Here is a 24569-nt window from a genome sequence, read left to right as displayed (position 1 = left end):
AACGGCGTATGAGAGGACGTCATGATCGTTTACAAGTTCGGAGACGGTTCCGGCGCAATGCCACCCGATCTCAGTCCATTCGTCGTCAAGCTCGAAACGTGGCTGAGACTCTCGGGCATTCCGTACGAAGGACGCATCGGCAATCTCAACGCGATGCCGAAAAAGAAACTGCCTGTCGCGGAGATCGACGGCGTGACGATCTGCGATTCCTCCGCAATCATCAGTTACCTGCAACGCCGTCATCCGAATGCACTCAACGACGCGCGGCTCGATCCGCAGCAGCGCGCGCAATCCGCCGCGATCAAGGCGCTCTTCGAAACGCATCTGTATTTCGTGACCGTGTATTTCCGTTGGGCCGTCGAGCGCAACATGGGGATCTACAAACCGATTCTGAGCGACTACGCACGGCTCACCGCGCCGCCGCCCGTCCGCTCGCTGGTGGGCGTGCTCGCGCCGCTGCTGATGCCCGTGATTCGCCGCAAGGTGCTGCGCCAGGCGTGGGAGCAAGGCACGGGACGACATAGTTACGACGAAATCGCGCAGATGGGCATCGAAGGCTGGCAGGCCGTTGCCGATCTGCTCGGCGACCAGCGCTTCCTGCTCGGCGACGAGCCGACGACGATCGACGCCACCGGCTTCGCGTGGGTCCACACGACGGTCGCGCATCCGTTCGAGAGTCCAGTACGCGATTTCATCTCGCGGCATCCCGCCTTGATGGCATATCACGAGCGGATCGCCGAACGCTGCTGGCCGGACCTGACGCGAGCGGCGCGACGCTGAATCCTCCGCATGCACTGTCATGAATCGTCAGTGCCGCTGGCCTGCCTCGCGAACCGCGAACTGTCTATTCCGCACAATGCGCGCGCCGGTGACAATCTCCGCTCGCCTCATTCTTCCCCGCCCATCCCATGACCAGCCTTCCGATCCTTTCCGCGAACGTCCTGTTCGCCTACTCCGCGTATTTCGTCGGCACGGCGAGCCCCGGGCCGAGCAATCTGGCCATCATGTCGATCGCATCCACGGACGGGCGCAAGGCCGCGTTCGCGTTCGCCGCGGGGGTCGTGTGCGGTTCGTGCTTCTGGGCGATGCTGGCGGCGCTCGGGCTCTCGGCGGCGCTGCTGGCGTTCTCGGGAGCGATGGTCGGGCTGAAGATTTTCGGCGGCTGCTATCTGCTGTGGCTCGCGTTCAAGTCGGGCCGCTCGGCCTTGCAGCCGCGTGCTGCCGGAACGCAATCAGCGGGGACGCATCTGCCGTTGCGCCGCATCTACGCGCGCGGCTTGCTGCTGCATCTGACGAACCCGAAGGCGATTCTCGTGTGGATTTCGGTGGTGGCGCTCGCGTCGCCTGCAAACGGCGGCGCGCCGCATATGCTGACCATCGTCGCCGGATGCCTCGCGATCGGCATGCTGGTGTTCGGCAGCTATGCGGCGCTGTTCTCGACACCGCTCGCGCGCCGCGTGTACCTGTCGATTCGCCGCTGGCTCGACGGCGGGCTTGCGATCGTCTTCGGCCTGGCGGGTTTGAAGCTGTTGACGTCACGCGCGTGATCGTTCAAACCGCGTGCGTCCGTTACTTTTCCCAGTAACACACGACGCCTTGCTTCGCGCTGCTGTCCGACGCATATGGCACGAAGCCTTTGTCACGGCTGCGCGCGAACACACGGCGCGCTTTCGCCGCCGCATCGCAACCGCCGACATAATCGAGCGTCGCGATCCAGAACGCGTGTCCATTCGGTCTGAGCGCCAACGCTTTCCACGCGCCCAGTTCCGCTTCCGCCGCAGCGTCGTACTTCGGCGCATACACCTCTTCATGCGCGACGCCATCGAGCAGCGATGCGAACGCAATGCCGCCCGTCATGCCTTCGCGCGTCGTGCGTCCCGTCGCGTTCTGCATCACGAACACGAGTGCCGGGTATTTCTCGCGCAGCTTGCGCACGAGATCGAGGCCGCCTTGCGTACACGCGGCGTCACAAGGGCCGTTGCGCGTCGACGTTCCGTGTTCGACGATTTCGAGGTTGTCGAGATAGAAGCCGTCCGCGCCCTGCGCGACCAGACGCGGCGCGACGTAATCGACGATGAGCCGCTGGTAATCGGCATTCGACAGATTCATCCACGTCTCCTGCCGGTAGCCGCGATACGTGCCCGCGTGCGCCGCCTTGTTCGCCTCGCATGACACGAAGCCTTCCGGCACGTCGCGCCAGTACGAACGATAGGTCTCGCACGATCCGAGGTTCAGGTAGCTCAGCACGATGTTGCGACCGTCGTTCTTGAGCGCCGAGACTTCGGCGGGCGTGAAGTTGTCCGCGTCGGGATCGAGATCGACGTCGATGACACGAAAGGTCGACGCCGCGCGTGTCACGCTGCCGAGCGCCGCTGCATCGCCGTAATACGACATCCACGGCGACGCGTCGAACGCGCGGGTCTGCACGAGGTCGGCGGGTTGATCCGCAGACTGCGATGGCGGCGGCGCGGCGACGCTTGCACCAGCCAGCGACAACGCCGCACCCAGCACGACACAAAACCGCCGTGCGCCATCAAACGCGCACTTCAACGCTCCGTTCACGCATCGCTCGCAAGGGAAAAAACGAGCGCCAGTGTAACCGCCCCGCGTGAACAAACGTAAAGCAGCATCGATCAGATGCCCGCCTGCAGCCGCTGCGCTTCACGCGCGAACTCGCCCGGCACGACGGGCCGGCCGAACAGATAGCCCTGCTGCCGCTCGCAGCCGATCGAGCGCAGAAACGCCGCCTGCTCGCTCGTTTCGACGCCTTCGGCCGTCACGTTCATCCCGAGCGAATGCGCCATCGCGACGACAGCATGCGTGATCGCCACGGCATCGCGATGCTCGGGCAAGCCCGCGACGAACGAACGGTCGACCTTCAGGCTATGCAACGGAAAACGCTTCAGATAAGACAGCGACGAATAGCCGGTGCCGAAATCGTCGACGGAAATGCGCACGCCCATGCGCGCGAGCGTCGTCAGGAGCGGCATGACGGCGTCGCTGTCGCTCATCAGCACGCCTTCCGTGATCTCCAGTTCGAGAGCGGACGCCTCCAGCCCCGCATGCTCCAGACTCAGCGCCACGTGCTCGATCAGCTCACCGTTGATCTGACGCGGCGACAGGTTCACGGCCATCATCAGATGCGGCGTGATCGTCCTGCGCCATTCGACGGCCTGCAGGCACGCGTTCTCCAGCACCCAGCGACCGATGTCGATGATGAGGCCGGTATCTTCGGCGACGGGAATGAACTCCGCGGGCGACACATGACCCAGCTCGCCGTTATGCCAGCGCAACAGCGCCTCGGCACCGACGATGCGCCCCGTCGCCCCCTCGACGATCGGCTGATACGCGAGGCTCAGTTCGTCGGCGACGAGCGCGCGCCGCAGCGACTGTTCGATCGCGAAGCGCCGTTGCAAACGCTCGCTCAACTCGGCCGTGAAGAACTGGAAGTTGTTGCGGCCGCGCTGCTTCGCGTGGTACATCGCGGAGTCGGCGTTGCGCATCAGCGTTTGCGCGTCATGTCCGTCGTCGGGAAAGAGGCTGATGCCGATCGACGCGCCAAGGTAGTACTCGTTGCCGCCGACCGCGAATGGCATCGCGATCGTATCGAGCACGCGCTGCGCGAGCGACGTCAGAAACGATTCGTCGCCGTAGTCGCCCGTCGCGATCACGAACTCGTCGCCGCCGACGCGCGCGAGCGTGTCCTCGCCGCGCACGCAGGTGGCAAGCCGCGCGGCGACGCTGCATAACAGCGCATCGCCCGCTTCGTGGCCGGCGATGTCGTTGACTTTCTTGAAGCCGTCGAGATCGACGAACAGCACGGCCAGTCGCGTCACGGCAGGTTGAGACGCTTCAGCATCCTGACCTTCGACGCCCGCATGCGGCGCGAGCAGCGCGCTCATCCGGTCGGCGAGAAACGCGCGGTTGTAGAGCCCCGTCAGCGAATCGCGCGTCGCGAGGTGCTGCAGTTGCGCGCGCGCCGAGCGTACCGCGCTGATGTCGTTGAACGATACGAGCACGGCGTTCGGTTCGGTCTCACCCGGCCTGACGATGGGCACGACGTTTTCGGTGATCCAGATCGATTCGCCGCCTGTCAGCTCGAGCCGCAGCGTCATGCCGACCACGGGTTTGCCCGTGCGCAGCACGCGCTGCGTCGGCTGCTCGCCTGGCTCGACGGGCGAGCCGTCTTCCCAGTACGCGGCGCGAATCACCTTGTAGATGTCCTGGCCGATCACTTCGCCCGTCGCGCGCAGCATGCGCCGCGCGCTCGGATTGCAGGCGAGCACGAGGCCTTCGCGCGTCTGCACGACGATGCCTTCGTTCAGGTGATCGACGACGAGCCGGTGATGCTCCTCGCTTTCCGCGAGGCGCTTGCGCATCAGATCCTGATGGACGGCGAGGCCGACGCTGTGGCCGATCTCGTGCAGCAATGCGTGTTCATCTTCGTCTGGACGCCGGCGCCGGTCGTAGTAGACGCCGAACGCGCCCAGCACCTGACCCGCGTCGTCCTCGAACGGCACTGACCAGCAGGCGCGCAGCCCGATCGGCAGCGCGAGATGCCGGTAGTCCGCCCACAGCGGATCGCTTTCGATGTCCTCGACGATCACCAGCCGCCGGTCGTGCATCGCCGTGCCGCAGGAACCGGCGCACGGGCCGATCGACATGCCGTCGATGGCCGCGCTGTAATGCGCCGGCAGCGACGGCGACGCGCCGACGCGCACGGTGACGCCATCGGTATCGAGTACGAGGATCGAGCACCGCGAGCCTTCGCCTAGCAGCGTTTCGGCGCGGCGGCACACTTCCGCCAGCAACTCGGGCAACGGCGTGCTGCGCGTGAGCAGGCGCAATACGCTCTGTTCCGATGCCAGCACCTCGGCGGCCAGATCGGACCGGTGGCGAGTGCTTTCGGACGGCTTGTCAGTCGCGATGTCTGCAGTCACTGGACGACTCATGGTTGCACTCCCTTCATGCAACAACGGCAGACGGACGCGCGCCGCGTATCAGGGTTTATACGGAGCGCGTGGCCGTGGACGTGCAACGCTGCTACTTTCCATGCGGATCGAATGGCCGCGCCTCGATCCCGCCGCGCTTCGCGACGATCGCCGTCGATTCCGGTATTTCCTGCCACCAGCCTTCCAGGTCGACGAGCGGCTCCGACAGCACGAGGAACGCGTCTGCGCCGACAGCGGCCAGACGCGGATCATCCGGATACAACTCCATCAGATGACGGATCGACGTGCTGTGATAGAGCGAGCGCGACTGCCGCTCGCTCGAATAGCGCGCCGACACGATCTGTTCGCCGTCCGTCACGCAGACGGTCATGTTCAGCGGCGCCTCGATGCCGTGCCGCTGCCCCGTCTCCTCGACGAAACCCGCCATGCGCTCCAGCGCGAGCACGGGGTCGATTTCGAGCCCGAACGTGAGCGCGAGAAAGAACATGACTTCGGAATCCGTCGAGCCTTCGATCGATGCGAACAAGTCCGGGTCGATGCCGAGCATCAGGTCGCGCCGCACTTTAGGATAGTCGCGCACGAGACCGTTGTGCATGAAGAGCCAGCGGCCGTGGCGAAACGGATGGCAGTTGGTTTCCTGCGAAGGGGTGTCCGTCGCCGCGCGGATATGCGCGACGAACAGCGACGCGCGCACGGCCCGCGCGGCGTCGCGCAGATTGCGGTCGCTCCACGCGGGATGCGCGCACCGGTAGCGGAACGGGATGTCGGTTGGATGGCCGTACCAGCCGACGCCGAAGCCGTCGCCGTTGGTGGTGGTCTGCCCGAGCCGCGAGTGCAGGCTCTGGTCGATCAGCGAATGCTTGGCCCGGAACAGCACGGCTTCGAGCTGAATCGGGTTTCCTGTGTAAGCCAGCCAGCGGCACATGATCGCTCTCCTCGATGAAAAACGCCTAGGCCCGCGCCGGTTTCAAACGGTTCACATCCCGTTCACGTCCGCTTCGTATCCGGTGCTCATTCGTTCAACCGCCCGCCCGGCCACTGGCGATCGGCGCAAGAAACTCGGACAGCCCCGTCAATATGATCTGCACGCCAATGCACAGCAACAAAAATGCGGACACGCGCAGCGCCACCTTGGTGCCTTCCTTGCCCAGATAACGGCCGAGGGTCGCGGCGTGGTTGTACGTGAACCAGACTGCGAGCATGACAAGAAACGAAATCGTCACGGACGCGATCGACGACATCACGAACTCCGACAGCTTGTGGCTGCGGTTCGCGTTCAGCGCGATGGCCGTCGCCATCGTGCCGGGGCCCGTGGTGAGTGGCACTGTCAGCGGAAAGAATGCCTTCGACATCGCGTTGTCGGGATCGACGGGCTTGACGGCCGCTTCGTTCGGCTGGCGCTCCGGCGCATTGAGCATATTCCACGCGCTGACGGCCACGGCAAGACCGCCGCCGATGCGCAGCGCTTCCATTGAAATGCCGAAGAAATGCAGGATCGGCGTGCCGACAAAGAATACGACCAGCAGCACGAAGAACGCATTGAGGGAAACCCGCTTGGCGAGCGCGGCGCGTTCCGCGTCCGTCAGCGAATCCGTTCGGTCGAGAAACACGAAGGCGATCGCGATCGGATTGATGATGCTGATCAACCCGGTGAAGCCAAACAGAATCTCCGAAATCAGGCTCGAAATCATCGATGAATTTGCTCTTTGATGGTTTTGATTTTTGCGCCGCGCAACGGAGCGTGAGGGCCGACCAGTGTATATGCAACGAATTCCGCACGCCATGTAAGAGGCACCTTCTTCATGCAATGCAGCACACCTGCGATGCATGCCGATGCCCACGGGCACTGCGTTTGCGCACGTTCCTTTCAATATACCTGCATATTTTTGGCGACCTTTACCGGAATGTGGCAAGAGGCATACAGTCGGTGCGCGGTATCCCAGTCGTTACTTCAGGAATTGACGTTCATCGAGACCGGCTCATTCTCATTCGAGGAGTTGTCCCATGTCATTTCGTCTGCTCGCCGTGCTGCCGTTCATCGGCATTCTGCTCGGCGTTCCGTTCGTCAACCGAGTCGAGCCGCTCGTGCTCGGCATGCCGTTCGTGCTTGCGTGGATCGTTATGTGGGTTGTTTTGAGCTCGATCATCATGGGCATTATCTATCGGCTCGATCCTGTGAACCGGCAAACGCCTTCTGCCGAGGAGGTGCGTTCATGAGCAGCGCCCTCGCAATCATCGTCGCCGTCACGCTGTTCGCGCTCTATCTCGGCGTGCGTGCCCGTCATGGGCATGACATGAGCCTCGAGCAATGGACGGTGGGCGGCCGCAGCTTCGGCACCGCGTTTGTATTCCTGTTGATGGCGGGTGAGATCTACACGACGTTCACCTTCCTTGGCGGCAGCGGCTTTGCATATGGCAAGGGCGCACCCGTCTATTACATCCTCGCTTATGGGACGCTGGCGTATGTGCTGTCGTACTGGATGCTGCCGCCCGTCTGGCGATTTGCAAAGACGCATCGCGTCGTGTCGCAACCGCATTTCCTTACGCGCAAATACGATAGCGCGTCGCTTGGGGTGCTGGTTGCCATCGTTGACGTTGCTGCGCTGATTCCGTATCTCGTGCTCCAACTCAAGGGGCTGGGCATTATTGTTTCGACGGCTTCCTATGGCGCGATTTCGTCGTCGGCGGCGATCTGGATCGGCGCGGGCGTGGTGACGATTTATGTGATCGTATCGGGTGTGCGCGGTTCTGCGTGGAACTCGGTCGTCAAGGACATGCTGATACTTGGCATCGTGCTGTTTCTCGGTATCTATCTGCCGATGCATTACTACGGCGGGCTCGGGCAGATGTTTCATGCGATCGATGTGGCGCGGCCTGGTTTTCTCACGTTCCCTGAGAAGGGGTCGAGCGTTACGTGGTTTCAGTCGACGGTGTTGCTCACGGCGCTTGGGTTTTTCATGTGGCCGCATACGTTCGGGTCTGTTTTTACCGCGAAGGATGAACGCATCTTTCGGCGTAATGCGATTGTGCTGCCGCTTTATCAGTTGATCTTGCTGTTCGTGTTTTTTGTCGGGTTTGCTGCGGCGTTGAAGGTGCCTGGACTTAAGGGCGGCGATATCGATCTTTCCTTGTTCAAGTTGTCGCTGCAGACCTTTGATCCCTGGTTCGTTGGGGTGATTGGTGCAGCAGGTGTGCTGACGGCGCTGGTGCCTGGGTCGATGATTCTCACTACGGCTTCAACGCTGCTTGCCAATGATATTTATCGTGGGCTCGTGCAGCGGAATGCCTCTGATGAGACTGTTGCGAAGCTTGCTCGCGTTTGTGTACCTGTGGTTGCGCTTGTTGCTGTTCTGTTTACGCTGCACGGCGGAGAGACCATCGTTGCGCTGCTTTTGATGGGGTATAGCTTTGTTACGCAGCTGTTTCCTGCTGTTATTTGCAGTCTCGCGCCGCGGAATCGGGCTACCAGGCAAGGCGCGTTTTGTGGGATTCTCGCTGGGGTTGCTGTTGTTGCTGTGACGACGATCTTCAAGTTGAGTGTCGGGCAGTTGATGCCGTTTTTGCCTGATGTACTGAAGGACGTCAATATTGGGTTTGTTGCGCTGGCGGTGAACCTTGTTGTGTTTGTGGTTGTTAGTGCGGTTACGCAGCCGCAAGCTGAAACAGATCAGTCTCGCGTGCAGACGCATTAGGGTTGTTGTGTTTGTTGCTGGCGGCGCCTTTTTTTGTGGTCTGCAGGGGGCGGCGCTGGCATCCGCGTTATGGCTTCGTGGCTCGGCCGGTTCGGTTTGCTTGGGTTTGCGCTGGCATCCGCGATTCGTTAGCGTGCTTCACGCGTCGCCCCTGTGCGGGGCGGCACCTACTTTTCTTTGCCGCCGCAAAGAAAAGTAGGCAAAAGAAAGCGGCTAACACCGCCAATCCTTGTTCCTGCCTGAGGGCCCCCACAGGGTCTTACGCTTCACATGGCAGCCTTTCTGTTTGCGTGCGTTGCCAACGCTTCGAATGAGCGCCTCACCCGCTTCGAATACCCGTGCATGGGCTAACGGCAGCGAATGGTATGTGCCGCCCAGGTGGCAAACTGTGTGTAGGTTGTCGCGTCGTATAGCCTGGCGCTCTTACAGGGTGGGACGCATGCGCTATCGGTCCGGAGTGAGGCGTGTGGAGCACTACGGCCTACACACAGTTTGCCACCTGGGCGGCGGTGGACTATCTGGCACGGCATGGTGAAGCGCGGGTGCGTGAAGCGGGTGAGGCGCAGCGCAAGAGCGTTGGCAACGAACATGGGTCACGTGATTGCCGTGTGAAGCGTAAGACCCGTTGGGGGCCCTCAGGCAGGAACAAGAATTGGCGGTGTTAGCCGCTTTCTTTTGCCTACTTTTCTTTGCGGCGGCAAAGAAAAGTAGGTGCCGCCCCGCACAGGGGCGACGCGTGAAGCAGGCTAACAAATCGCGGATGCCAGCGCAAACCCCAAAAAAACCAAACCAGCCGAACCACGAAGCCATAACCCGGATGCCAGCGAACACACAAGCAAACCAAACCGCCCGCGCCGCGAAAAAAACCTTTCTACTTCGAATACAAAGTCGAATCCGCAAAATGCTCTGCATCGAGCACCCGCCCAACCAGAATCAACGCGGTACGCTGAATATCCATCCCCTGCAACTTCTCAACAATATCAACAAGCGTACCAACAACCTTCTCCTCATCCGGCCAACTAGCCCGATAAACCACCGCGACGGGACAGTCGCCACCGTAGTGAGGCGTCAGCTCATCGACAATAGAAGCAATATGCCGCACCCCAAGATGAATCGCCATCGACGCACGATGCCGCGCAAGATCGGCAAGTTGCTCGCCCTCCGGCATCGAAGTCTTCCGCGCATAGCGGGTGAGAATCAACGTCTGCGACACATCCGGCAACGTCAACTCAACCCCAAGCGCGGCCGCGCAGGCCGCCGTAGCCGTCACACCCGGCACGATCTCATACGGAATGCCAAGCGCCCGCAAGCGGCGAATCTGCTCCCCAATCGCGCCGTACAACGACGGATCGCCCGAATGCACGCGCGCGACGTCCTGCCCGTTCACATGCGCGTCGGCAAGCAGACCAACGATCGCATCCAGATCGAGCTCGGCCGTGTTCACCACCTTTTCAGCGACATTGCCGCTCAACACGGCTTCAGGCACAAGCGAACCGGCATACAGAATCACCGGACACGTGCGCACCAGGCGCTGCCCCTTCACCGTGATCAGTTCAGGATCGCCCGGTCCCGCACCGATAAAAAACACCGTCATTTCACAGCACTCCAATCTTCTTCGTTCAATGCGCGCAGCAGTTGCGCCGGACTGTCGAACTCGCGATCGACCTCAGGCAGCGAAGGGCGCCGCATCATCACCACGGGCACCTTCAGTTCGCGCGCCACCTCGAGCTTCGGCTGCGTCGCCGCTCCGCCGCTGTTCTTCGTCACCAGCACATCGATGTGATTCAGCGCGAACAGCGCCCGCTCGCCGTCGATATCGAACGGCCCGCGCGCGTCGATGACGCATGCACGCTCGTTGCCCGGATGCGCGTCGAGACAGCGCACAATCCAAAATTGATGCGCAGGTATTTCATCGAGATGCGAAAGCGGCTCGCGGCCCGACGTGAACAGCACCCGCCGAAACGGACGGATCGCATCGACCAGTTCATCCCAGCCGCCCACCATGCGCCAGTCGTCGCCCGCTTGCGGCGTCCAGCCCGCGCGGCGCAGCGCCCAGCACGGCACGTTGGCCTCGCGGCACGCCGCGGCCGCGTTCGCGCTCATTTGCGCGGCATACGGATGCGTCGCGTCGATCACGAGCGCAATGCCTTCGCTTTCGATAAACCGCGCAAGCCCATCGCTGCCGCCAAACCCACCGACGCGCACTTCACACGCCAGCCCTTCCGGCACGCGTCCGAGTCCCGCCAGGCTATAGACATGCTGCGGCCCGAGTTGCCGCGCGATCTGCAATGCGTCGCCCGTGCCGCCGAGCAATAACACACGCTTCATCGCGCCACCCCGATGATGTTGCCCTGCCGGTCGATCGCGAACATCTCGACTTCGACCGACGCGGGCACGATTTCGCGCGCCACGTCGCGCGCGCGTGCGCAGACGATATCCCCGAGCGGCACGCCTTTTTTTCGCGCCATCGCAAGCGCTTCCTGGCTCGTGTTCGCGCCGACGATAGCGGCCTGCAACGCGTCATCACTCGCCGGATGTTGCGCCGACCACGCGGCGAGTTGCGGCAAGTCGATGCTCGAATTGCGGCTATGCAGATCGAGATGCCCCGCCGCGAGTTTGCTCAGCTTGCCGAAGCCGCCGCACATGCTGAGCTTGTCGACGGGCGCGCGCTTCAGATGCTTGAGCACCGCGCCCGCGAAGTCGCCCATCTCGATCAGCGCGATATCGGGCAACTGGTAGTAAGCGCGCATCGCGTCTTCGCTCGCATTGCCCGTACACGCGGCAATATGCCGATAGCCGTTCGCGCGCGCCACGTCGATGCCCTGATGGATCGACGCGATATACGCCGAGCACGAGAACGGCCGCACGATGCCCGTCGTGCCAAGTATCGACAGCCCGCCGACAATGCCCAAGCGCGGGTTCATCGTCTTCTGCGCCAGCGCTTCGCCGTTCTCGACGCCGATCGTCACTTCGAAGCCGCCCGCATAGCCATGCTCGGAGGCCAGTTCGGCAAGATGCGCGGTCATCATCTGACGCGGCACCGGGTTGATGGCCGGCTCGCCGACGGGCAGCGTGAGGCCCGCGCGCGTCACCGTGCCGACGCCCGGCCCCGCATGAAAACGCACGCCGGGCGCGTCGGCCAGACGCACGCGCGCGAACACCACGGCGCCGTGCGTGACATCGGGATCGTCGCCCGCGTCCTTGACGGTGCCCGCTTCGGCGCCGTCCTTACCGCCGTCGACCAGGCGGCAGAACACGAGTTGCATCGGCACATGCTGGCCTTTCGGCAACACGATTTCCGCGACATCGCTCGCGATACCCGACAGCAGCAAACGCGCCGCCGCCAGCGACGTCGCCGTCGCGCAGCTTCCCGTCGTGTAGCCGCTGCGCAGTGGCGCGGGTTGTTCGGGCGTTTCGTCGCGCATCACGGTTTGCGGGTGTCGAGTAGCGTGATCGGCAGCGCGGAGCGCCACGTCTCGAAGCCGCCGAGCGCCTGCGCCTCGGCAAGCGCAATGCGTGTCAACGCGCCGCCATACTGCGCGCGCCACGCAACGAGCGCCGCCTCGCCTTCGAGCGTGACGGCGTTCGCAATCAGCCGCCCGCCTTGTTTCAACGCGCGCCAGCACGCATCGAGCACGCCATGCGCCGTCACGCCGCCGCCGATGAAAATCGCGTCGGGCGCGGGCAAGCCTTGCAGCGCATCGGGCGCCTTGCCTGCGATCAGTTGCAGTCCCGGCACACCGAGCGCGTCGCGATTGTGCTCGATGAAACGCTGACGCTCGCCGTTCGCTTCGATCGCTATCGCGCGGCAACTGGCGTGCGCGCGCATCCATTCGATACCGATCGAGCCACAGCCCGCGCCGACGTCCCACAGCAGTTCGCCGGGCGCGGGCGCGAGGCGTCCGAGCGTCAGCGCGCGCACGTCGCGCTTCGTCAACTGGCCGTCGTGACGAAAGGCGTCGTCGAGCAGGCCTGGCGTCAACGCGAGCCGCGGCGCATCGGACGACGCATCGCGCCGGCAATCGAGCGCGATCACGTTCAGCGACGCCGTCTCGCCAATCGACCAGTCGTGCGCGCGAGCGTCGATCAGGCGTTCGGATGCGCTGCCCAGATGCTCCATCACGATCATGCGCGTCGCGCCGAAGCTGCGTTCGACGAGCCACGCGGCGACGGCGGTAGGCGTCGCGCCGTCCGCGCTTAGCGCGAACACGCGTGCGCCATCGTGCAAATGCATCTGCAGCGCCGCAAGCGGCCGACCAACCAGCGACACGGTCGCAACATCCTGCAACGCCCAGCCAAGACGCGCCGCCGCAAGCGACACCGACGAGGGAGCCGGCAGCACGCGCAATTCATCGGCTGGAACGTGGCGCGCGAGCGTTGCGCCGACGCCGTAAAACATCGGATCGCCGCTCGCCAGCACGCACACGGGCGTGTCGCGCCGCGCGAGCACGGGCGCGATGTCGAACGGATGCGGCCAAGGCTCGCGCGCGGCGTTCAGGCACACGGGCAGCATCGCCAGATGCCGCTCGCCGCCATAGATCACCGACGCGTCGATCAGCGCGCGCCGCGCCGTTTTCCCCAGGCCGGCAAAACCGTCATCGCCCATTCCCACCACGGTCAGCCACGCCGACATGCGTCGATCCTCATCTGCTTGCTGTACTGAAAACGCTGCTGCGGGCCGTGTTTCAAGGCTGCGGCATCGTTGTGCTGTTCGAAAAAAGGCATAATACCCGTTCGCCGGTGCCTTTCGGGGCCTAAGAGGGAACACACATCACTGCGATGACCGTGACTGCCCCCGCAACTGTATGCAGCGAGTCCACGCCAATTTGCGCCACTGGTGATACCGGGAAGGCCGGTGTGGACGTTGACCTGCTAGTCAGGAAACCTGCCGGCCAACAGTTCGTGCCAGTCAACATCGGGCGGGGTGTACCGATGCCGAGCCGCTCTCCTTCGAGATGCCCGGGCCGTCGCGCGACGTTAACCCGGTGATGTCTTGAGCCACGCTTTCCATTCGTCCGACGCTTCCGCCTTGCGCCCTTCGGCTTGTCCGGGGCTGTTGCGCATCGTACCCGCGCTCGACGGCGGCATCTGCCGCGTGAAGCTGGCGGGCGGCGAATTGAGCGCAACGCAGGCGCTCGCCATCGCCGGGGCGATCGACGAACACGCGTCGGGTATCGTCGACATTACGAATCGCGCGAACCTGCAATTGCGCGGCGTCAAGCACGGTCATGAAGACGCGCTCATTGCGGCACTCCTCGACGCGGGCCTCGGCCCGCAAAACACTGAGCACGCATTCGCCGACGACGTGCGCAACGTAATGATCAGCCCAGCGACGGGCCGCGATGCGAGCGCCTTATTCGACACAACCGCGCTCACTGCCGATCTGCTCACGCTGCTTCAAAGCGACACGCGTTTCGTCGCGCTGTCGCCGAAATTTTCGCTGATGCTCGATGGCGGCGAGCGTCTGATGATGCTCGATCATCCGCACGACATCTGGTTTTCGGCGATGCCGCATCGTGAGCGTTCTGACGCCTGGTTCGCGTTCGGCCTTGCAGGATGTCCGCCCGTTCTTGCGCAACATGACGGCGCATTAGCCGCCGTCACGGCTTCGGATCTCGCAACGTTCACGCGAGCGCTCATACACACGTTCCTCGACCTCGCCGCGCCAGACGATACCCGCATGCGCGACCTGCTCGCCAAGCATTCCATCGAGAGCATCATCAGGCACGCCGAACGCAAATGCGGCGTACAGACGTTGCGCGACGCGTCGATCGAACGCTGGCACCGCGAACCTGCCGATGCGTCGCGAAGGCTCGGCGCGTATCGACAAAACGACGGCCATCGTTGGCATGTCGGCGCGCAGCCCGCATTGGGCCGCATCGACAGCGCGGTACTGCGTGGCCTCGCCGAACTCACGCACGGCAACGAACGCGCAACCCTGCGCATGACACCGTGGCAAAGCGTGCTGCTCACCGATATCGACCCAGCGAACCTCGACGCCACGCTACGGAAGCTCGAAGCACTGGGCCTCGCCACCACTTCGCAAAATCCGCTAACCCGCGTGATCGCATGCACCGGCTCCGCAGGCTGCGCGAAGAGCCAGGCGGACACCAAAGCCGATGCCCTGAAGCTCGCTGCACACGTGCCCGCACATGCGCAAGTGCATCTCAGCGGCTGCCCACGTTCCTGTGCAGCCGCGCACCGCGCGCCCTACACGCTGCTCGCAGTGGCCGACGGCCATTACGACCTGTACCAGACACACGACCCGCGCGAGCCCAACGGCTTCGGCCGATGCATCGCGCGCGGTCTGACGATCGACGAAGCGGCAGACGTGCTACAAGCATCCGCCCTTCCCCCAACTGATGAGCCATTCGATGCTTGACTACATCCGCGACGGACAGGAAATTTATCGCCAGTCGTTCGCGACGATACGCGCGGAAGCCGATCTTTCGCGCATTCCCGCCGACCTCGAAAAGCTCGCCGTGCGCGTGATCCACGCATGCGGGATGGTCGATATCATCGGCGATCTGCGCTTTTCGGACGGCGCAGGCCGCGCCGGGCGCCAGGCCCTCGCCAACGGCGCGCCAATCCTCTGCGACGCGCGCATGGTCGCCGAAGGCATCACACGCGCGCGGCTGCCCGCGCACAACGAAGTGATCTGCACGCTGGCCGATCCATCCGTGCCCGCGCTCGCGCGCGAGATGAACAACACGCGTTCGGCGGCGGCGCTCGAACTGTGGCAGCCACATCTGCCAGGCAGCGTCGTCGTAATCGGCAATGCGCCGACCTCGCTCTTTCATCTGCTCGACATGCTCGATAGCGGCGCGCCGCGCCCCGCGCTGATTCTCGGCTTCCCGGTCGGCTTCATCGGCGCGGCGGAGTCGAAGGCGATGCTCGCCGCCAATAGCCGCGGCGTGCCGTTCGTCGCCGTGCAAGGCCGGCGCGGCGGCAGCGCGATGGCGGCAGCCGCCGTGAACGCGCTCGCATCGGAGGACGAATAATGGCCGATCAGGCGAACAGCACGCGCGGGCGTCTCTATGGTCTCGGCGTCGGTCCCGGCGACCCGGAACTGATCACGGTGAAAGCGCTGCGGCTGCTGAAATCGGCACACGTGGTCGCGTACTTCGTCGCGAAGGGCAAGAAAGGCAACGCGTTTTCGATCATCGAGTCGCATCTGTCGAGCGAGCAGGAACAGTTGCCGCTCGTCTATCCCGTGACAACGGAAGCGCTCGAACCGCCGCTGTCGTACGAAGCGATCATCGCCGACTTCTACGACACGGCCGCCGAAGTGGTCGCGAAGCACCTCGATGCGGGACGCGACGTGGCCGTGATCTGCGAAGGCGATCCGTTCTTCTACGGCTCGTACATGTACCTGCACGACCGGCTCGCCAACCGGCTTGCGCCGCGCTTCGAAGGCGAAGTGGTGCCCGGCGTGTGCTCGATGCTCGGCGGCGTCGCCGTGCTCGGCCAGCCGCTCGTATATCGCAACCAGACGCTGTCGGTGCTGTCAGGCGTGTTGCCCGAAGACGAACTCAAGCGCCGTCTCGCCGCTGCCGATGCCGCCGTCGTGATGAAGCTCGGCCGCAATTTCGACAAGGTGCGCCGTGTGCTCGACGAACTGGGACTCGCGGAGCGTGCTCTGTACGTCGAACGCGCGACGATGGCGAACCAGCGCATCGTGCCGCTTGCCGAAGTCGACCCGATGGCGTCGCCGTATTTCTCGCTGCTCGTCGTGCCGGGGGAAAAATGGCAAGGCTGACGACGCCGCCCGCAATCGTGATCCTCGGCGTCGGCGCGCTGGACACGGCGCGGCGCGTGCAATCCCTTTATGACGGCGCGCAGGTGCATGGCCTGCAAGGCCGCGTCGCCGACGCCGATGTCGCCTACACGGAACTCAACGCGCATCTGCGCGAGCTGTATGCGAGCGGCACGCCGATCATCGCGTTGTGCGCGGCGGGCATCGTGATCCGCTGCATTGCGCCGCTGCTCGCGGACAAAGGCGTCGAGCCGCCCGTGCTGGCCGTCGCCGAGGATGGCAGCGCCGTCGTGCCGCTGCTCGGCGGGCTGTCGGGCGTCAACGTGATGGCGCGCGAAATCGCCGCCGCGCTCGACGTGCCGCCCGCGATCACCACAAGCGGCGAACTGCGCTTCGGCGCGTGCGTGCTGAATCCGCCCGACGGCTACACGCTTGCCAGCATCGACCAGGGCAAGCGCTTCGTGTCCGATCTGCTCGCGGGCGAGGCGACGCGCATCGAAGGCGACGCACCGTGGCTCGACAGCGTGCAACTGCCGCGCGCCGACAACGCTCGACGCGCGATCCGCGTCACGCCGCTGGCGTGGAACGGCGCGACGGACGAACTGGTGATTCATCCGCGCAGTGTCGTCGTCGCCGTCCATGCAACGGGACCGGGTGACGGCTTGTTGCATCAACGGATACTCGAAGCGGCGCAGACGCATGGGCTGGCGGCGCAATCGCTGGCGGTGCTGCTCGCGCCTGCTTCGCTGACGGGCGATCCCGCGCTTCAACAGGCTGCGGATACGCTGCAGGTCGCATTGCGCTTCGCCGTCGGCAGCGGTGACGACAACGGCGCGGGCCAGATGCTCAGCCAAACCCTACGTGTGCCCCACAAAGCGCTCGATGCAAACGCCGACGCGTCCATCGCCTTCGCCGTCGCGCACGCGCCGCTCGATCCCGCGACAGTCGGCCGCGCGCGCGGCAAGCTGAGCGTGATCGGCCTCGGACCCGGTGACGCGTCGCTGATGGTGCCCGCCGCGCGCACGGCGCTGACGCAGGCCACCGACATCCTCGGCTACGAAACCTACGTGAAGATGGCAGGCCCGTTCCGCGCGGACCAGCGTGTGCATGGCACCGACAATCGCGAGGAAATGCAGCGCGCCCGCCACGCATTCGAACTGGCGAGCACGGGACGGCACGTGGCGATGGTGTCGTCCGGAGATCCAGGCGTGTTCGCGATGGCGGCCGCCGTACTCGAAGCGCTCGACAAAGTGCGCGACGACGCGCAATACGCGGCGTGGGCGGGTGTCGAACTGGAAATCGTGCCCGGCGTGTCCGCCGCGCTGGCGACAGCCGCGCAGGCAGGCGCGCCGCTCGGCCACGATTTCTGCATGCTGTCGCTGTCGGACAATCTGAAACCGTGGTCGATCATCGAAACGCGGCTGCGTCACGCAGCCGAAGCCGATCTGGTGATGGCGTTCTACAACCCGATTTCGCGCGCCCGTCCGTGGCAACTCGACAAGGCGCTCAATATCGTGCGCGAATCTCGCGCGCCGACGACAATCGTCGTGCTCGGCCGCGATATTGGCCGTCCCGGCGCGACATTGAAAACGACGACGCTCGCCGAGCTGAAATCCGTCGATGTCGATATGCGAACGATGGTAATAATCGGCTCATCGACGACCCGCGTGTTCCGCCCCGCCGGGCACGGCCGGGAATGGGTTTACACGCCGCGCTGGTACGAATAGGGGCCGCTTAAACGTTTGCATCGATTTAAACCGGCCATTTATTGAAATTGAATAAAGCCGGCGAAAGGTGAATTACGGCCGCGCAAGAAAAATAAACTAAAGTTTTTTCATGACGCGACGTATACAACGATTATCTCCGGCCACCGCTTCATTCGCCCATCATGCAAACCAGTGAAGACACCGTCGACACAGACGCGAGCGCGCCTGTCACCGCTGCGCGTCAGCTTTCGCCCGATGCCGTACCCGTCGGCACGCCGCTCGAATTTCCGATTATCGACAGCGATGGCGCGCTGCTGTTCGATCGCGGCGCGATCGTAATCGGCGCGGATGAGCACCGCTTCCTGTTCCAGCATTTCAAGCCGCAGCGCGGCGACCTGGACACCGCGAACGACGACGGCACGCGCGCCACACAGGCGGCAGCCAAGCCAGGCGACGCCGAAGCGCTCGCGCTCAAGGACATGCATCTGACGATCGGCGCGCTGATCGGCGTGCGCTCGCAGGTCGGCATGGGCGCGCCGATGCATCCGTCGCGCATCATCGGCTTTGCGCCGAACGAGTCGCTGTTCGTCACGCCGCCGCTCGTCGACGGCAAGCCGATGGCGCTCTCCGTCGGCGAGAACGTCGAGATCGTCGCGATTGCGAGCCAGGCGGTGTTCCGCTTCGTGTGTACCGTCGATTCCGTCTGCCAGGTGCCGTTCCACTATCTCGTGCTGTCGAAGCCGGGCGTGGTCCGCCGGCTGCGCGAGCGCAAGTCGGTGCGCGTGCGCGCGAGCCTGCCGCTGCGCTTCAGCGTCGAAGCGCAAGGCACGGGCTACGAAAGCCTCGGGCTCGTGCAGAGCGTGAGCGCGCTGGGCATGTCGTTTTCCGCCGCGTGGACGGTCGGCGAAATCGGCAAGCGCATCCGCGTGGCGTTCACGCTGCGCTCCAAAGACATGGAGACGCCGATCGAAACCACGGCGATCATCCGCAACGTCCAGCCCGGCTCAAAACCCGGCGATCCCGCTACGCACGGCATCGAGTTCGACCAGCTCAACCAGGTCGAGCAGATGGCGCTGAAAGTCTATGTATTCGACCGGATCGACGATGTGATCTTCTGGACGAGCGGACCAAAGTAACGCCTGACATTGCGCTCGCGCATGAAAAAAACGGCCCGGTCATTTGCGTGACCGGGCCGTTTGGCTTGTGGGCCGCCTCGACGTCGGCGGCCCGTGTGAGCGCTGTTACTGCGCGGGTGGTTTTTGCAGCGATTGCGGCATCTGCCACTGTTGTCGCTGCGGCGGCTGTTGCAGCTGCTGCAACTGGAGGAGCCGTTGCGCTTGCGGCTGTACTTGCGGCTGTACTTGCGGCTGCGCTTGCTCCTGCTTCATCTGCTGCGGCCGTGGTGACTGCGGCGCGGCGGGCGCAGCCGGCACTGCCGAAACAGACTGCCCGCTCACGCGAATCTCGACGCGGCGGTTCGGCGCCAGACACGCGATCACAGCAGCAGACTTCCGTCCCGGGCAGGTCGCGATCGGCGCAGTCGATCCCGCACCGCGCACGTCGAAGCGCGCTGGGTTCAGCCCGCGTTCCTGCAGCGCGTCCGCTACAGCCTGCGCACGGCGCCGCGACAGGTCGCGGTTGTGCGCGACCGAGCCGAAGCGGTCCGTGTAGCCGATCACCGTGACGACATCGATCGATTGCGCGCGCTTCAGATCCGTTGCGAGCGCGTCGATCGCAATGGCGCCATCCGCCTTGAGCTTCGCGCTGTCGAAATCGAACAGTGCGTCGGCGGACAACGAGATCGGCGTGGCGGATTCGACGACAGGCGGCGGTGGCGGTGGAGGCGCACAGTGATCGAGCTCCTGATTCACCTGCACGCTCAGCTTCTGCGCGCGCTCGATCGCTTCCCAACCGTGTACCCAGCGCGTGCCGTGCGTTTCGTCCTGCTCCTTCCAGACTTCGTCGGTGAGGGCAAGCAAGCGGCCCGCCGACTCGCCCTTGCACATCGATGCCGACACCCGCGCGTTGGTTGCTTCGATAGCGCGGATCGCCTGCACCCACTTGTCGCGTGTGGGCCAGTTCTTCGCCGTGTATAGCGGCTCCCACGGCACGCTCTGGTCGATCAGGTAGCGCGCATTGCCCAATGCCCGTTGCGCGGCATTGTTATAAACGCGCGAAACGAGCACGTGGCTGTCCTGACGCTCAGCGATTTCGAGGAAGCCTTCCGCCACACCGCGACGGTAGGGATCTGCGATCTTCTGCGCGGCAGGCACGAGCGCCTCGGCCTGGCTCTTGATGCTGGCCGCGGACGCAGGCGCTGTCAGCGCAGCGGCGAGCGTCGCAGCAAACGCGAAGCGCGCGGTTCCGCGTAATGTTGGTTTTCTCATAGATTTCTCCACGTCCGCCGCGCTTGGCGCGCGGCGGACGTATCAGGCCATCAGAAGCCGATCGTCACGCCTGCCGACGCGCCCGTGTTGGCACCATTGCCCGTGGCGCGCGTCACGTGTGCGTTCACGAGGACGCGATCGTTGACCCAGTAGTTCGCGCCGATGGCGACGGCTGCCGCCCCGCCATACGTGCCGGCTGCCGCCGACATCTGGAAGTTGCCTTCCGCGCGCGCATTCGGGATCAACGAGGTCGCTGCCATCGCCGCTGCACCCAGCGAGTTCATCTTGTCGTTCATCTTGTTGAACTGGCTGTCGGTGTACGAGTTCGACTGCTGAACCGCCTGGTTCACCGTGTTGTTGCTGGCGTTCGTGATCGCATCGTTCAACTGGCCGACGTTGACTGCGTCGGTGGTTGCCGTGCCCGCTGCGACGTTCGTGACGCGACGCTGCTGGCTTGCGGAACCGACGGACACGGTGTTGTCTTCCGACGCCACCGAGCCTGCGCCGAGCGCGACCGAGTTGTTGCCGCTGGCGGTCGAGTTCGCGCCGATTGCGACGGCGTTGCTGCCCGTTGCATTCGATGCATAACCCGTCGCGACCGACTGCAGACCGTTCGCAACCGACAACGCACCCATTGCCGTAGCATGCGTGCCGCCTGCCTTCGCCTGTTCGGTGTTACGGTCGCCATCGCCGACGAACAACGTATCGACACCCGTGCCCGCGTTGCTGATGCTGTTGACCTTCGACAACAGATCCGAGTACTGCGAGTAGTTCACCGCGTCGGTGTCCTTCTCGCCCGCTGCAACGTTGTGGATCGCCACCGGCTTGGAGGTCGGCGTACCGTCACCAAGCGTGATGTTGCTGAAGTCGGTGACTTCCTTGCCGCTGTCATCCTTCACGGTGTTGTATGTCACAGCCGTCTTCGTCGAACCATCGGCGCTGATGATGCCCGCCGCCTTCAACTGCGCGTTGTTGACAGCGTCGTTGTCACCCGTACCGGCTGCGACGCCCGAGAGAACACGCGCGCCGTCCTTGCCCGTAAAGTCGACGACCGAACCATCCGTCTGTGATGCAACGAGAATGTTCTTGCTCGTCGCATCCTGCGTCACGAGACCAATACCGCCTTCGTTGATCTGCGTTTGCAGGTTCGTGATGTCGGTGCTGTTCGCATACACGCGGGCGTCGAGGTTCGTGATCGCTCCGCCGATCGTCGTGACCGTCGAGCCGCCCACGATGTACGTCGGGTTGCTGATCGTGCCGTCGGTCTTCACCGTCGAACCGCCGCCGATCACGCTGGCCGTCGATGCCGCCACGTTGTACAGCTGCGTGCCGTTCACCGCGTCGAAGCTCGATGCGTTCACGTTGCCAGCCGCCACGCCCGTGAGCCTGCGTGCGCCCTTCGTGCCCGCGAAGTCGACGATCGAGCCGTCCGTCTGCGATGCGACGAGAATGTTCCTGCTCGTTGCATCCTGCGTCACGAGACCAATGCCGCCTTCGTTGATCTGCGTTTGCAGGTTCGTGATGTCGGTCGTGTTCGCATAGACGCGGTCGTCGAGATTCGTGATCGCGCCGGCGATGTTCGTGATCGTCTTGCCACCGATGTTAAACGTCGGGTTCGTGATCTTGCCCGTCGAAGGATCGAACGACGAACCGCCGCCGATCGCATCAGCCGTCGATGCCGCCACGTTGTACAGCTGCGTGCCGTTCATCGCGTCGGTGCTCGACGCGTTCACGTCGCCTGCTGCCACCTTGGTGATCTTCGTGCCGGTTGAGCCTGCCAGCGTGATCTGGGTCTTGTCCTGGTCGTCGTATACGACACCCAGTGCATTACCCGAACCCGCAGCGTTGTTCAGCGCCGTCAAGGCGTCGGCAACGTTGGTGTACGTTCCGCCACCGAACGTGTACGCGGGTGCCGTGATCTCGCCCGTCGCCGTGTTGACCGACGCGCTACCGCCGAGAGCCTTGGCCATCGACGTGCCCTGCGCGTACAACTGCGAACCGTTGATCGCCTCGGTGCTCGACGCGTTCAACGCACCTGCTGTCAGACCTGTGATCTTCGTGCCGGTCGAGCCCTTCAGCGAGATCTGATCCTTCGTTGCCGTGTCGTAATCGACGGCCAGCGGGTCGCCGCCCGAAGCGATGCGCGTATCCAGCGAAGTCAGCGCAGCGGCCACGTTGACGTACGTGTTGCCCGCCAGTGTGTACGCCGGTGCCACGACTGCGCCCGTCGTCGGGTTGACGGAAGCACCGCCGCCGAGGGCGCTTGCGACGCCTGCAAGCTGCGAAACGTTCACGGCGTCGTTGTTCTGCGTACCGGCTGCGACGTTGATGATCTGGCGTTGGCCGCCGGACTTGGCGTTGCCCACCGAGAGGACATTGGCGCGGCCACCGTCAGCACTGGCGTAGCCGAGCGTAACGCTGTTCGAACCCGACGCCAAAATGTTCGTACCGATCGCCAGCGTGTTGACGCCGCCAACCTGCACGTTGTTACCGATTGCAATGCCACCGTTTGCTCCCGGTACCACCGTCGAACTGTTGTTGCCGATAACAATCGCATTGTCAGCGGCTGCCGTAACGTTCGTACCCATCACCACAGTGTTAAGGCCGTCGATTGCAATCTGCTGCCCGATACCAACCGATCCATCCCCCAGCGTCCGAACATTGACACCAACGGAGACTGCATTGTCAGCCGTCACCTTCGAATTCAGGCCGATCGCCATCGAGTCCGTACCCGTAGCCTCGATCTGACCGGCCTTGTCGGTCGGTCCCGACACGATCAGTTCTTCCGGCGGCAAGCTTGACGTAGGAGAAGCTCCGAGCATTGAAGTCGAATGCACCGCCGACTGCAGCAGGCCAGAGTTGCTCGTCCCGTGCAGATTCAGATTTGCGATAGCTGCTTGAATGTCCGAATTCACCTGGCCAACGGTCGCTGCGTCCGTGTCGTCGATACCGTTCGCGACGTTCACGATACGTCGCTGGGTGAACGAATTACCCACCGCGAACGTGTTGGCCACGTTGGCCTGAGAGCCATAACCGATTGCTACAGCATTCGCCGCCGTGGCGAAAGCCGAGCGACCAATGGCGAGCGCGTAGTTTTGGTTAGCAACTGCATTCCCGCCGATTGCGATCGAATCGGTACCCCCTGCCTGTGCCGCCACCGCCGTGCTCGGGCCAAACTTGATGTACTTCAGGCTATTCAGGAAGCCGTCAGAGCTCGTGAGGCCTGCCAGTGCGCTACCCACGTCCGAGTACGTCTTGCCGAGCACGTTATACGCCGGCGCCACGATCGAACCGTTCGTCGCCACCGATGCGCCTGCACCCAACGCAGCCGTCACGCCCGCGAGCTGCGAAACGTTGACTGCATCGTTGCTTTGCTGACCAGCCGCCAGGTTCACGATCTGACGTTGCGCGCCCGCGGAACCCACTGATACCGTGTTATCGCGATCCGCGACCGATTTCGCACCCAGCGCCACGGCGTTCGATGCCGTCGCCACTGCCGCCGGACCTGCCGCGACACTGTCAGTACCCGTTGCCAATGCAGCCGCCAGTGACGAGCTCACATTGAAGTACTTCATGTTCGCGCCGCCGTTCGCGATGTTGTTGACGGCGTTGCTCAGGTTATTGACCTTCACATCCTCCGCCATCAACTGGCTCACGTTCACCGCGTCCGTGCCCGCATAACCCGCGGCAACATTCGTGATGCGACGCTCCTTACCCTGTGCGCCCACCGACACTTCGCCGAAAGCCGTCGTACCCGACAGCGTTGCGCCACCCGGTGCAAAGCCAGCCGAACCCAGCGTCGACGAGTTCGCCAGCGAGTTCGAGCCCAATGCCACAGAGCTCGCAGTCGTTGCCGTTGCCGCGCCGCCGATCGCCACGCTGTCCTTGCCCGATGCCGACGAGTCACCCAACGTCGAATTGGCGTGGAAATACTTGATGCCGTCGCCGTTGATGATGTTGTTGCCGAAGTTCTGTACCAGGTTGTTCAGGTACGTAACGTTGTTCGAAACGTTATTGACCTTGCCATCTTCAGCCATCAACTGGCTCACGTTCACCGCGTCCGTGCCTGCATAACC

General features: G+C 63.7%; 19 protein-coding genes and 1 riboswitch. Of the genes, 9 read left to right on the top strand and 10 right to left on the bottom strand.

Annotated features, from left to right (window positions below):
* The first annotated feature begins 21 nt into the window (after positions 1-21).
* On the top strand, positions 22-780 hold the full coding sequence (locus tag BLT65_RS31130; protein WP_091785144.1) for a glutathione S-transferase family protein: 759 nt from the start codon (positions 22-24) through the stop codon (positions 778-780).
* Between the two features lie 128 nt (positions 781-908).
* Positions 909-1547: a LysE family translocator gene (locus tag BLT65_RS31125; RefSeq protein WP_042309263.1), complete on the top strand. Its 639-nt coding sequence runs from the start codon at positions 909-911 to the stop codon at positions 1545-1547.
* A gap of 22 nt (positions 1548-1569) precedes the next feature.
* Here BLT65_RS31125 and BLT65_RS31120 read toward each other — a convergent pair whose 3' ends face one another.
* The 4 genes from BLT65_RS31120 to BLT65_RS31105 form a co-directional block, all read right to left on the bottom strand.
* Positions 1570-2562, bottom strand: coding sequence for a glycoside hydrolase family 191 protein (locus tag BLT65_RS31120; protein WP_091785141.1), 993 nt, complete (start codon positions 2560-2562; stop codon positions 1570-1572).
* Between the two features lie 71 nt (positions 2563-2633).
* Positions 2634-4952, bottom strand: coding sequence for a putative bifunctional diguanylate cyclase/phosphodiesterase (locus BLT65_RS31115; protein WP_091785137.1), 2319 nt, complete (start codon positions 4950-4952; stop codon positions 2634-2636).
* A gap of 91 nt (positions 4953-5043) precedes the next feature.
* Complete coding sequence (locus tag BLT65_RS31110) at positions 5044-5877, bottom strand: class II glutamine amidotransferase (protein ID WP_042309257.1); 834 nt, start codon at positions 5875-5877, stop codon at positions 5044-5046.
* Between the two features lie 94 nt (positions 5878-5971).
* Positions 5972-6643 (bottom strand): MarC family protein, encoded by a 672-nt coding sequence (locus BLT65_RS31105; RefSeq protein ID WP_042309255.1) that lies wholly within the window; start codon positions 6641-6643, stop codon positions 5972-5974.
* Positions 6644-6956: 313 nt separating this feature from the next.
* Between BLT65_RS31105 and BLT65_RS31100 the strand changes: the two genes are divergently transcribed.
* Together BLT65_RS31100 and BLT65_RS31095 are read left to right on the top strand one after the other, a co-directional pair.
* The gene (locus tag BLT65_RS31100) at positions 6957-7169 is read left to right on the top strand and encodes a DUF3311 domain-containing protein (protein ID WP_091785134.1); all 213 of its coding nucleotides are present in this window, start codon (positions 6957-6959) and stop codon (positions 7167-7169) included.
* Positions 7166-8644 (top strand): sodium:solute symporter family protein, encoded by a 1479-nt coding sequence (locus tag BLT65_RS31095; RefSeq protein WP_091785131.1) that lies wholly within the window; start codon positions 7166-7168, stop codon positions 8642-8644. The genes BLT65_RS31100 and BLT65_RS31095 overlap by 4 nt, the downstream gene beginning before the upstream one ends.
* An 871-nt stretch (positions 8645-9515) precedes the next feature.
* Here BLT65_RS31095 and cobM read toward each other — a convergent pair.
* The 4 genes from cobM to cbiE are packed head-to-tail and all read right to left on the bottom strand — an operon-like array spanning position 9516 to position 13277.
* Positions 9516-10238 carry a precorrin-4 C(11)-methyltransferase gene (gene cobM / locus BLT65_RS31090; RefSeq protein WP_091785128.1) on the bottom strand — a complete coding sequence of 241 codons (723 nt, stop codon included), beginning with the start codon at positions 10236-10238 and terminating at the stop codon, positions 9516-9518.
* Entirely contained in the window at positions 10235-10972 is a 738-nt protein-coding gene (locus BLT65_RS31085; protein ID WP_091785125.1) for a cobalt-precorrin-6A reductase, read from the bottom strand. Before BLT65_RS31085 ends, cobM begins: the two co-directional genes overlap by 4 nt.
* Complete coding sequence (locus BLT65_RS31080) at positions 10969-12069, bottom strand: cobalt-precorrin-5B (C(1))-methyltransferase (RefSeq protein ID WP_091785122.1); 1101 nt, start codon at positions 12067-12069, stop codon at positions 10969-10971. Before BLT65_RS31080 ends, BLT65_RS31085 begins: the two co-directional genes overlap by 4 nt.
* Complete coding sequence (gene cbiE / locus BLT65_RS31075) at positions 12069-13277, bottom strand: precorrin-6y C5,15-methyltransferase (decarboxylating) subunit CbiE (protein WP_091785119.1); 1209 nt, start codon at positions 13275-13277, stop codon at positions 12069-12071. Before cbiE ends, BLT65_RS31080 begins: the two co-directional genes overlap by 1 nt.
* An 88-nt stretch (positions 13278-13365) precedes the next feature.
* Positions 13366-13551, top strand: a riboswitch (cobalamin riboswitch).
* An 86-nt stretch (positions 13552-13637) separates the two neighbouring features.
* Here cbiE and cobG point away from each other — a divergent pair.
* From cobG to BLT65_RS31050, 5 genes are all read left to right on the top strand, one after another.
* Positions 13638-15026 (top strand): precorrin-3B synthase, encoded by a 1389-nt coding sequence (gene cobG, locus BLT65_RS31070; RefSeq protein WP_244186775.1) that lies wholly within the window; start codon positions 13638-13640, stop codon positions 15024-15026.
* Positions 15019-15645 carry a precorrin-8X methylmutase gene (locus tag BLT65_RS31065; RefSeq protein ID WP_091785113.1) on the top strand — a complete coding sequence of 209 codons (627 nt, stop codon included), beginning with the start codon at positions 15019-15021 and terminating at the stop codon, positions 15643-15645. The genes cobG and BLT65_RS31065 overlap by 8 nt, the downstream gene beginning before the upstream one ends.
* Entirely contained in the window at positions 15645-16403 is a 759-nt protein-coding gene (locus BLT65_RS31060; RefSeq protein WP_009769748.1) for a precorrin-2 C(20)-methyltransferase, read from the top strand. Before BLT65_RS31065 ends, BLT65_RS31060 begins: the two co-directional genes overlap by 1 nt.
* Positions 16391-18127 (top strand): precorrin-3B C(17)-methyltransferase, encoded by a 1737-nt coding sequence (gene cobJ, locus BLT65_RS31055; protein ID WP_091785110.1) that lies wholly within the window; start codon positions 16391-16393, stop codon positions 18125-18127. Before BLT65_RS31060 ends, cobJ begins: the two co-directional genes overlap by 13 nt.
* A 161-nt stretch (positions 18128-18288) precedes the next feature.
* Positions 18289-19242, top strand: coding sequence for a flagellar brake protein (locus tag BLT65_RS31050; RefSeq protein ID WP_091785107.1), 954 nt, complete (start codon positions 18289-18291; stop codon positions 19240-19242).
* 105 nt (positions 19243-19347) lie between these two features.
* On the opposite strand, the gene BLT65_RS31045 is transcribed toward BLT65_RS31050, so the two are convergent.
* Both BLT65_RS31045 and BLT65_RS47355 read right to left on the bottom strand, forming a co-directional pair.
* Positions 19348-20493, bottom strand: a complete 1146-nt coding sequence (locus BLT65_RS31045; protein WP_091785104.1) for an OmpA family protein — start codon at positions 20491-20493, stop codon at positions 19348-19350.
* A gap of 50 nt (positions 20494-20543) precedes the next feature.
* On the bottom strand, positions 20544-24569 hold a 4026-nt coding region (locus BLT65_RS47355; RefSeq protein ID WP_208545830.1), incomplete at its 5' end, for a beta strand repeat-containing protein.

The sequence above is a fragment of the Paraburkholderia steynii genome (genome assembly GCF_900100565.1).
Lineage (GTDB): Bacteria > Pseudomonadota > Gammaproteobacteria > Burkholderiales > Burkholderiaceae > Paraburkholderia > Paraburkholderia terrae.
The sequence above is the reverse complement of the archived record's forward strand: the minus strand, read 5'-3'. Positions and strand labels throughout refer to the sequence as shown.

Coding starts and splice junctions, on each gene's coding strand:
- BLT65_RS31100 (WP_091785134.1), top strand. CDS start 6,957: ATGTCATTTCGTCTGCTCGCCGTGCTGCCGTTCATCGGCATTCTGCTC.
- cbiE (WP_091785119.1), bottom strand. CDS start 13,277: ATGTCGGCGTGGCTGACCGTGGTGGGAATGGGCGATGACGGTTTTGCC.
- BLT65_RS31045 (WP_091785104.1), bottom strand. CDS start 20,493: ATGAGAAAACCAACATTACGCGGAACCGCGCGCTTCGCGTTTGCTGCG.
- BLT65_RS31105 (WP_042309255.1), bottom strand. CDS start 6,643: ATGATTTCGAGCCTGATTTCGGAGATTCTGTTTGGCTTCACCGGGTTG.
- cobM (WP_091785128.1), bottom strand. CDS start 10,238: ATGACGGTGTTTTTTATCGGTGCGGGACCGGGCGATCCTGAACTGATC.
- BLT65_RS31110 (WP_042309257.1), bottom strand. CDS start 5,877: ATGTGCCGCTGGCTGGCTTACACAGGAAACCCGATTCAGCTCGAAGCC.
- BLT65_RS31095 (WP_091785131.1), top strand. CDS start 7,166: ATGAGCAGCGCCCTCGCAATCATCGTCGCCGTCACGCTGTTCGCGCTC.
- BLT65_RS31065 (WP_091785113.1), top strand. CDS start 15,019: ATGCTTGACTACATCCGCGACGGACAGGAAATTTATCGCCAGTCGTTC.
- BLT65_RS31115 (WP_091785137.1), bottom strand. CDS start 4,952: ATGAGTCGTCCAGTGACTGCAGACATCGCGACTGACAAGCCGTCCGAA.
- BLT65_RS31085 (WP_091785125.1), bottom strand. CDS start 10,972: ATGAAGCGTGTGTTATTGCTCGGCGGCACGGGCGACGCATTGCAGATC.
- cobJ (WP_091785110.1), top strand. CDS start 16,391: ATGGCAAGGCTGACGACGCCGCCCGCAATCGTGATCCTCGGCGTCGGC.
- BLT65_RS31130 (WP_091785144.1), top strand. CDS start 22: ATGATCGTTTACAAGTTCGGAGACGGTTCCGGCGCAATGCCACCCGAT.
- BLT65_RS31050 (WP_091785107.1), top strand. CDS start 18,289: ATGCAAACCAGTGAAGACACCGTCGACACAGACGCGAGCGCGCCTGTC.
- BLT65_RS31080 (WP_091785122.1), bottom strand. CDS start 12,069: ATGCGCGACGAAACGCCCGAACAACCCGCGCCACTGCGCAGCGGCTAC.
- BLT65_RS31060 (WP_009769748.1), top strand. CDS start 15,645: ATGGCCGATCAGGCGAACAGCACGCGCGGGCGTCTCTATGGTCTCGGC.
- BLT65_RS31125 (WP_042309263.1), top strand. CDS start 909: ATGACCAGCCTTCCGATCCTTTCCGCGAACGTCCTGTTCGCCTACTCC.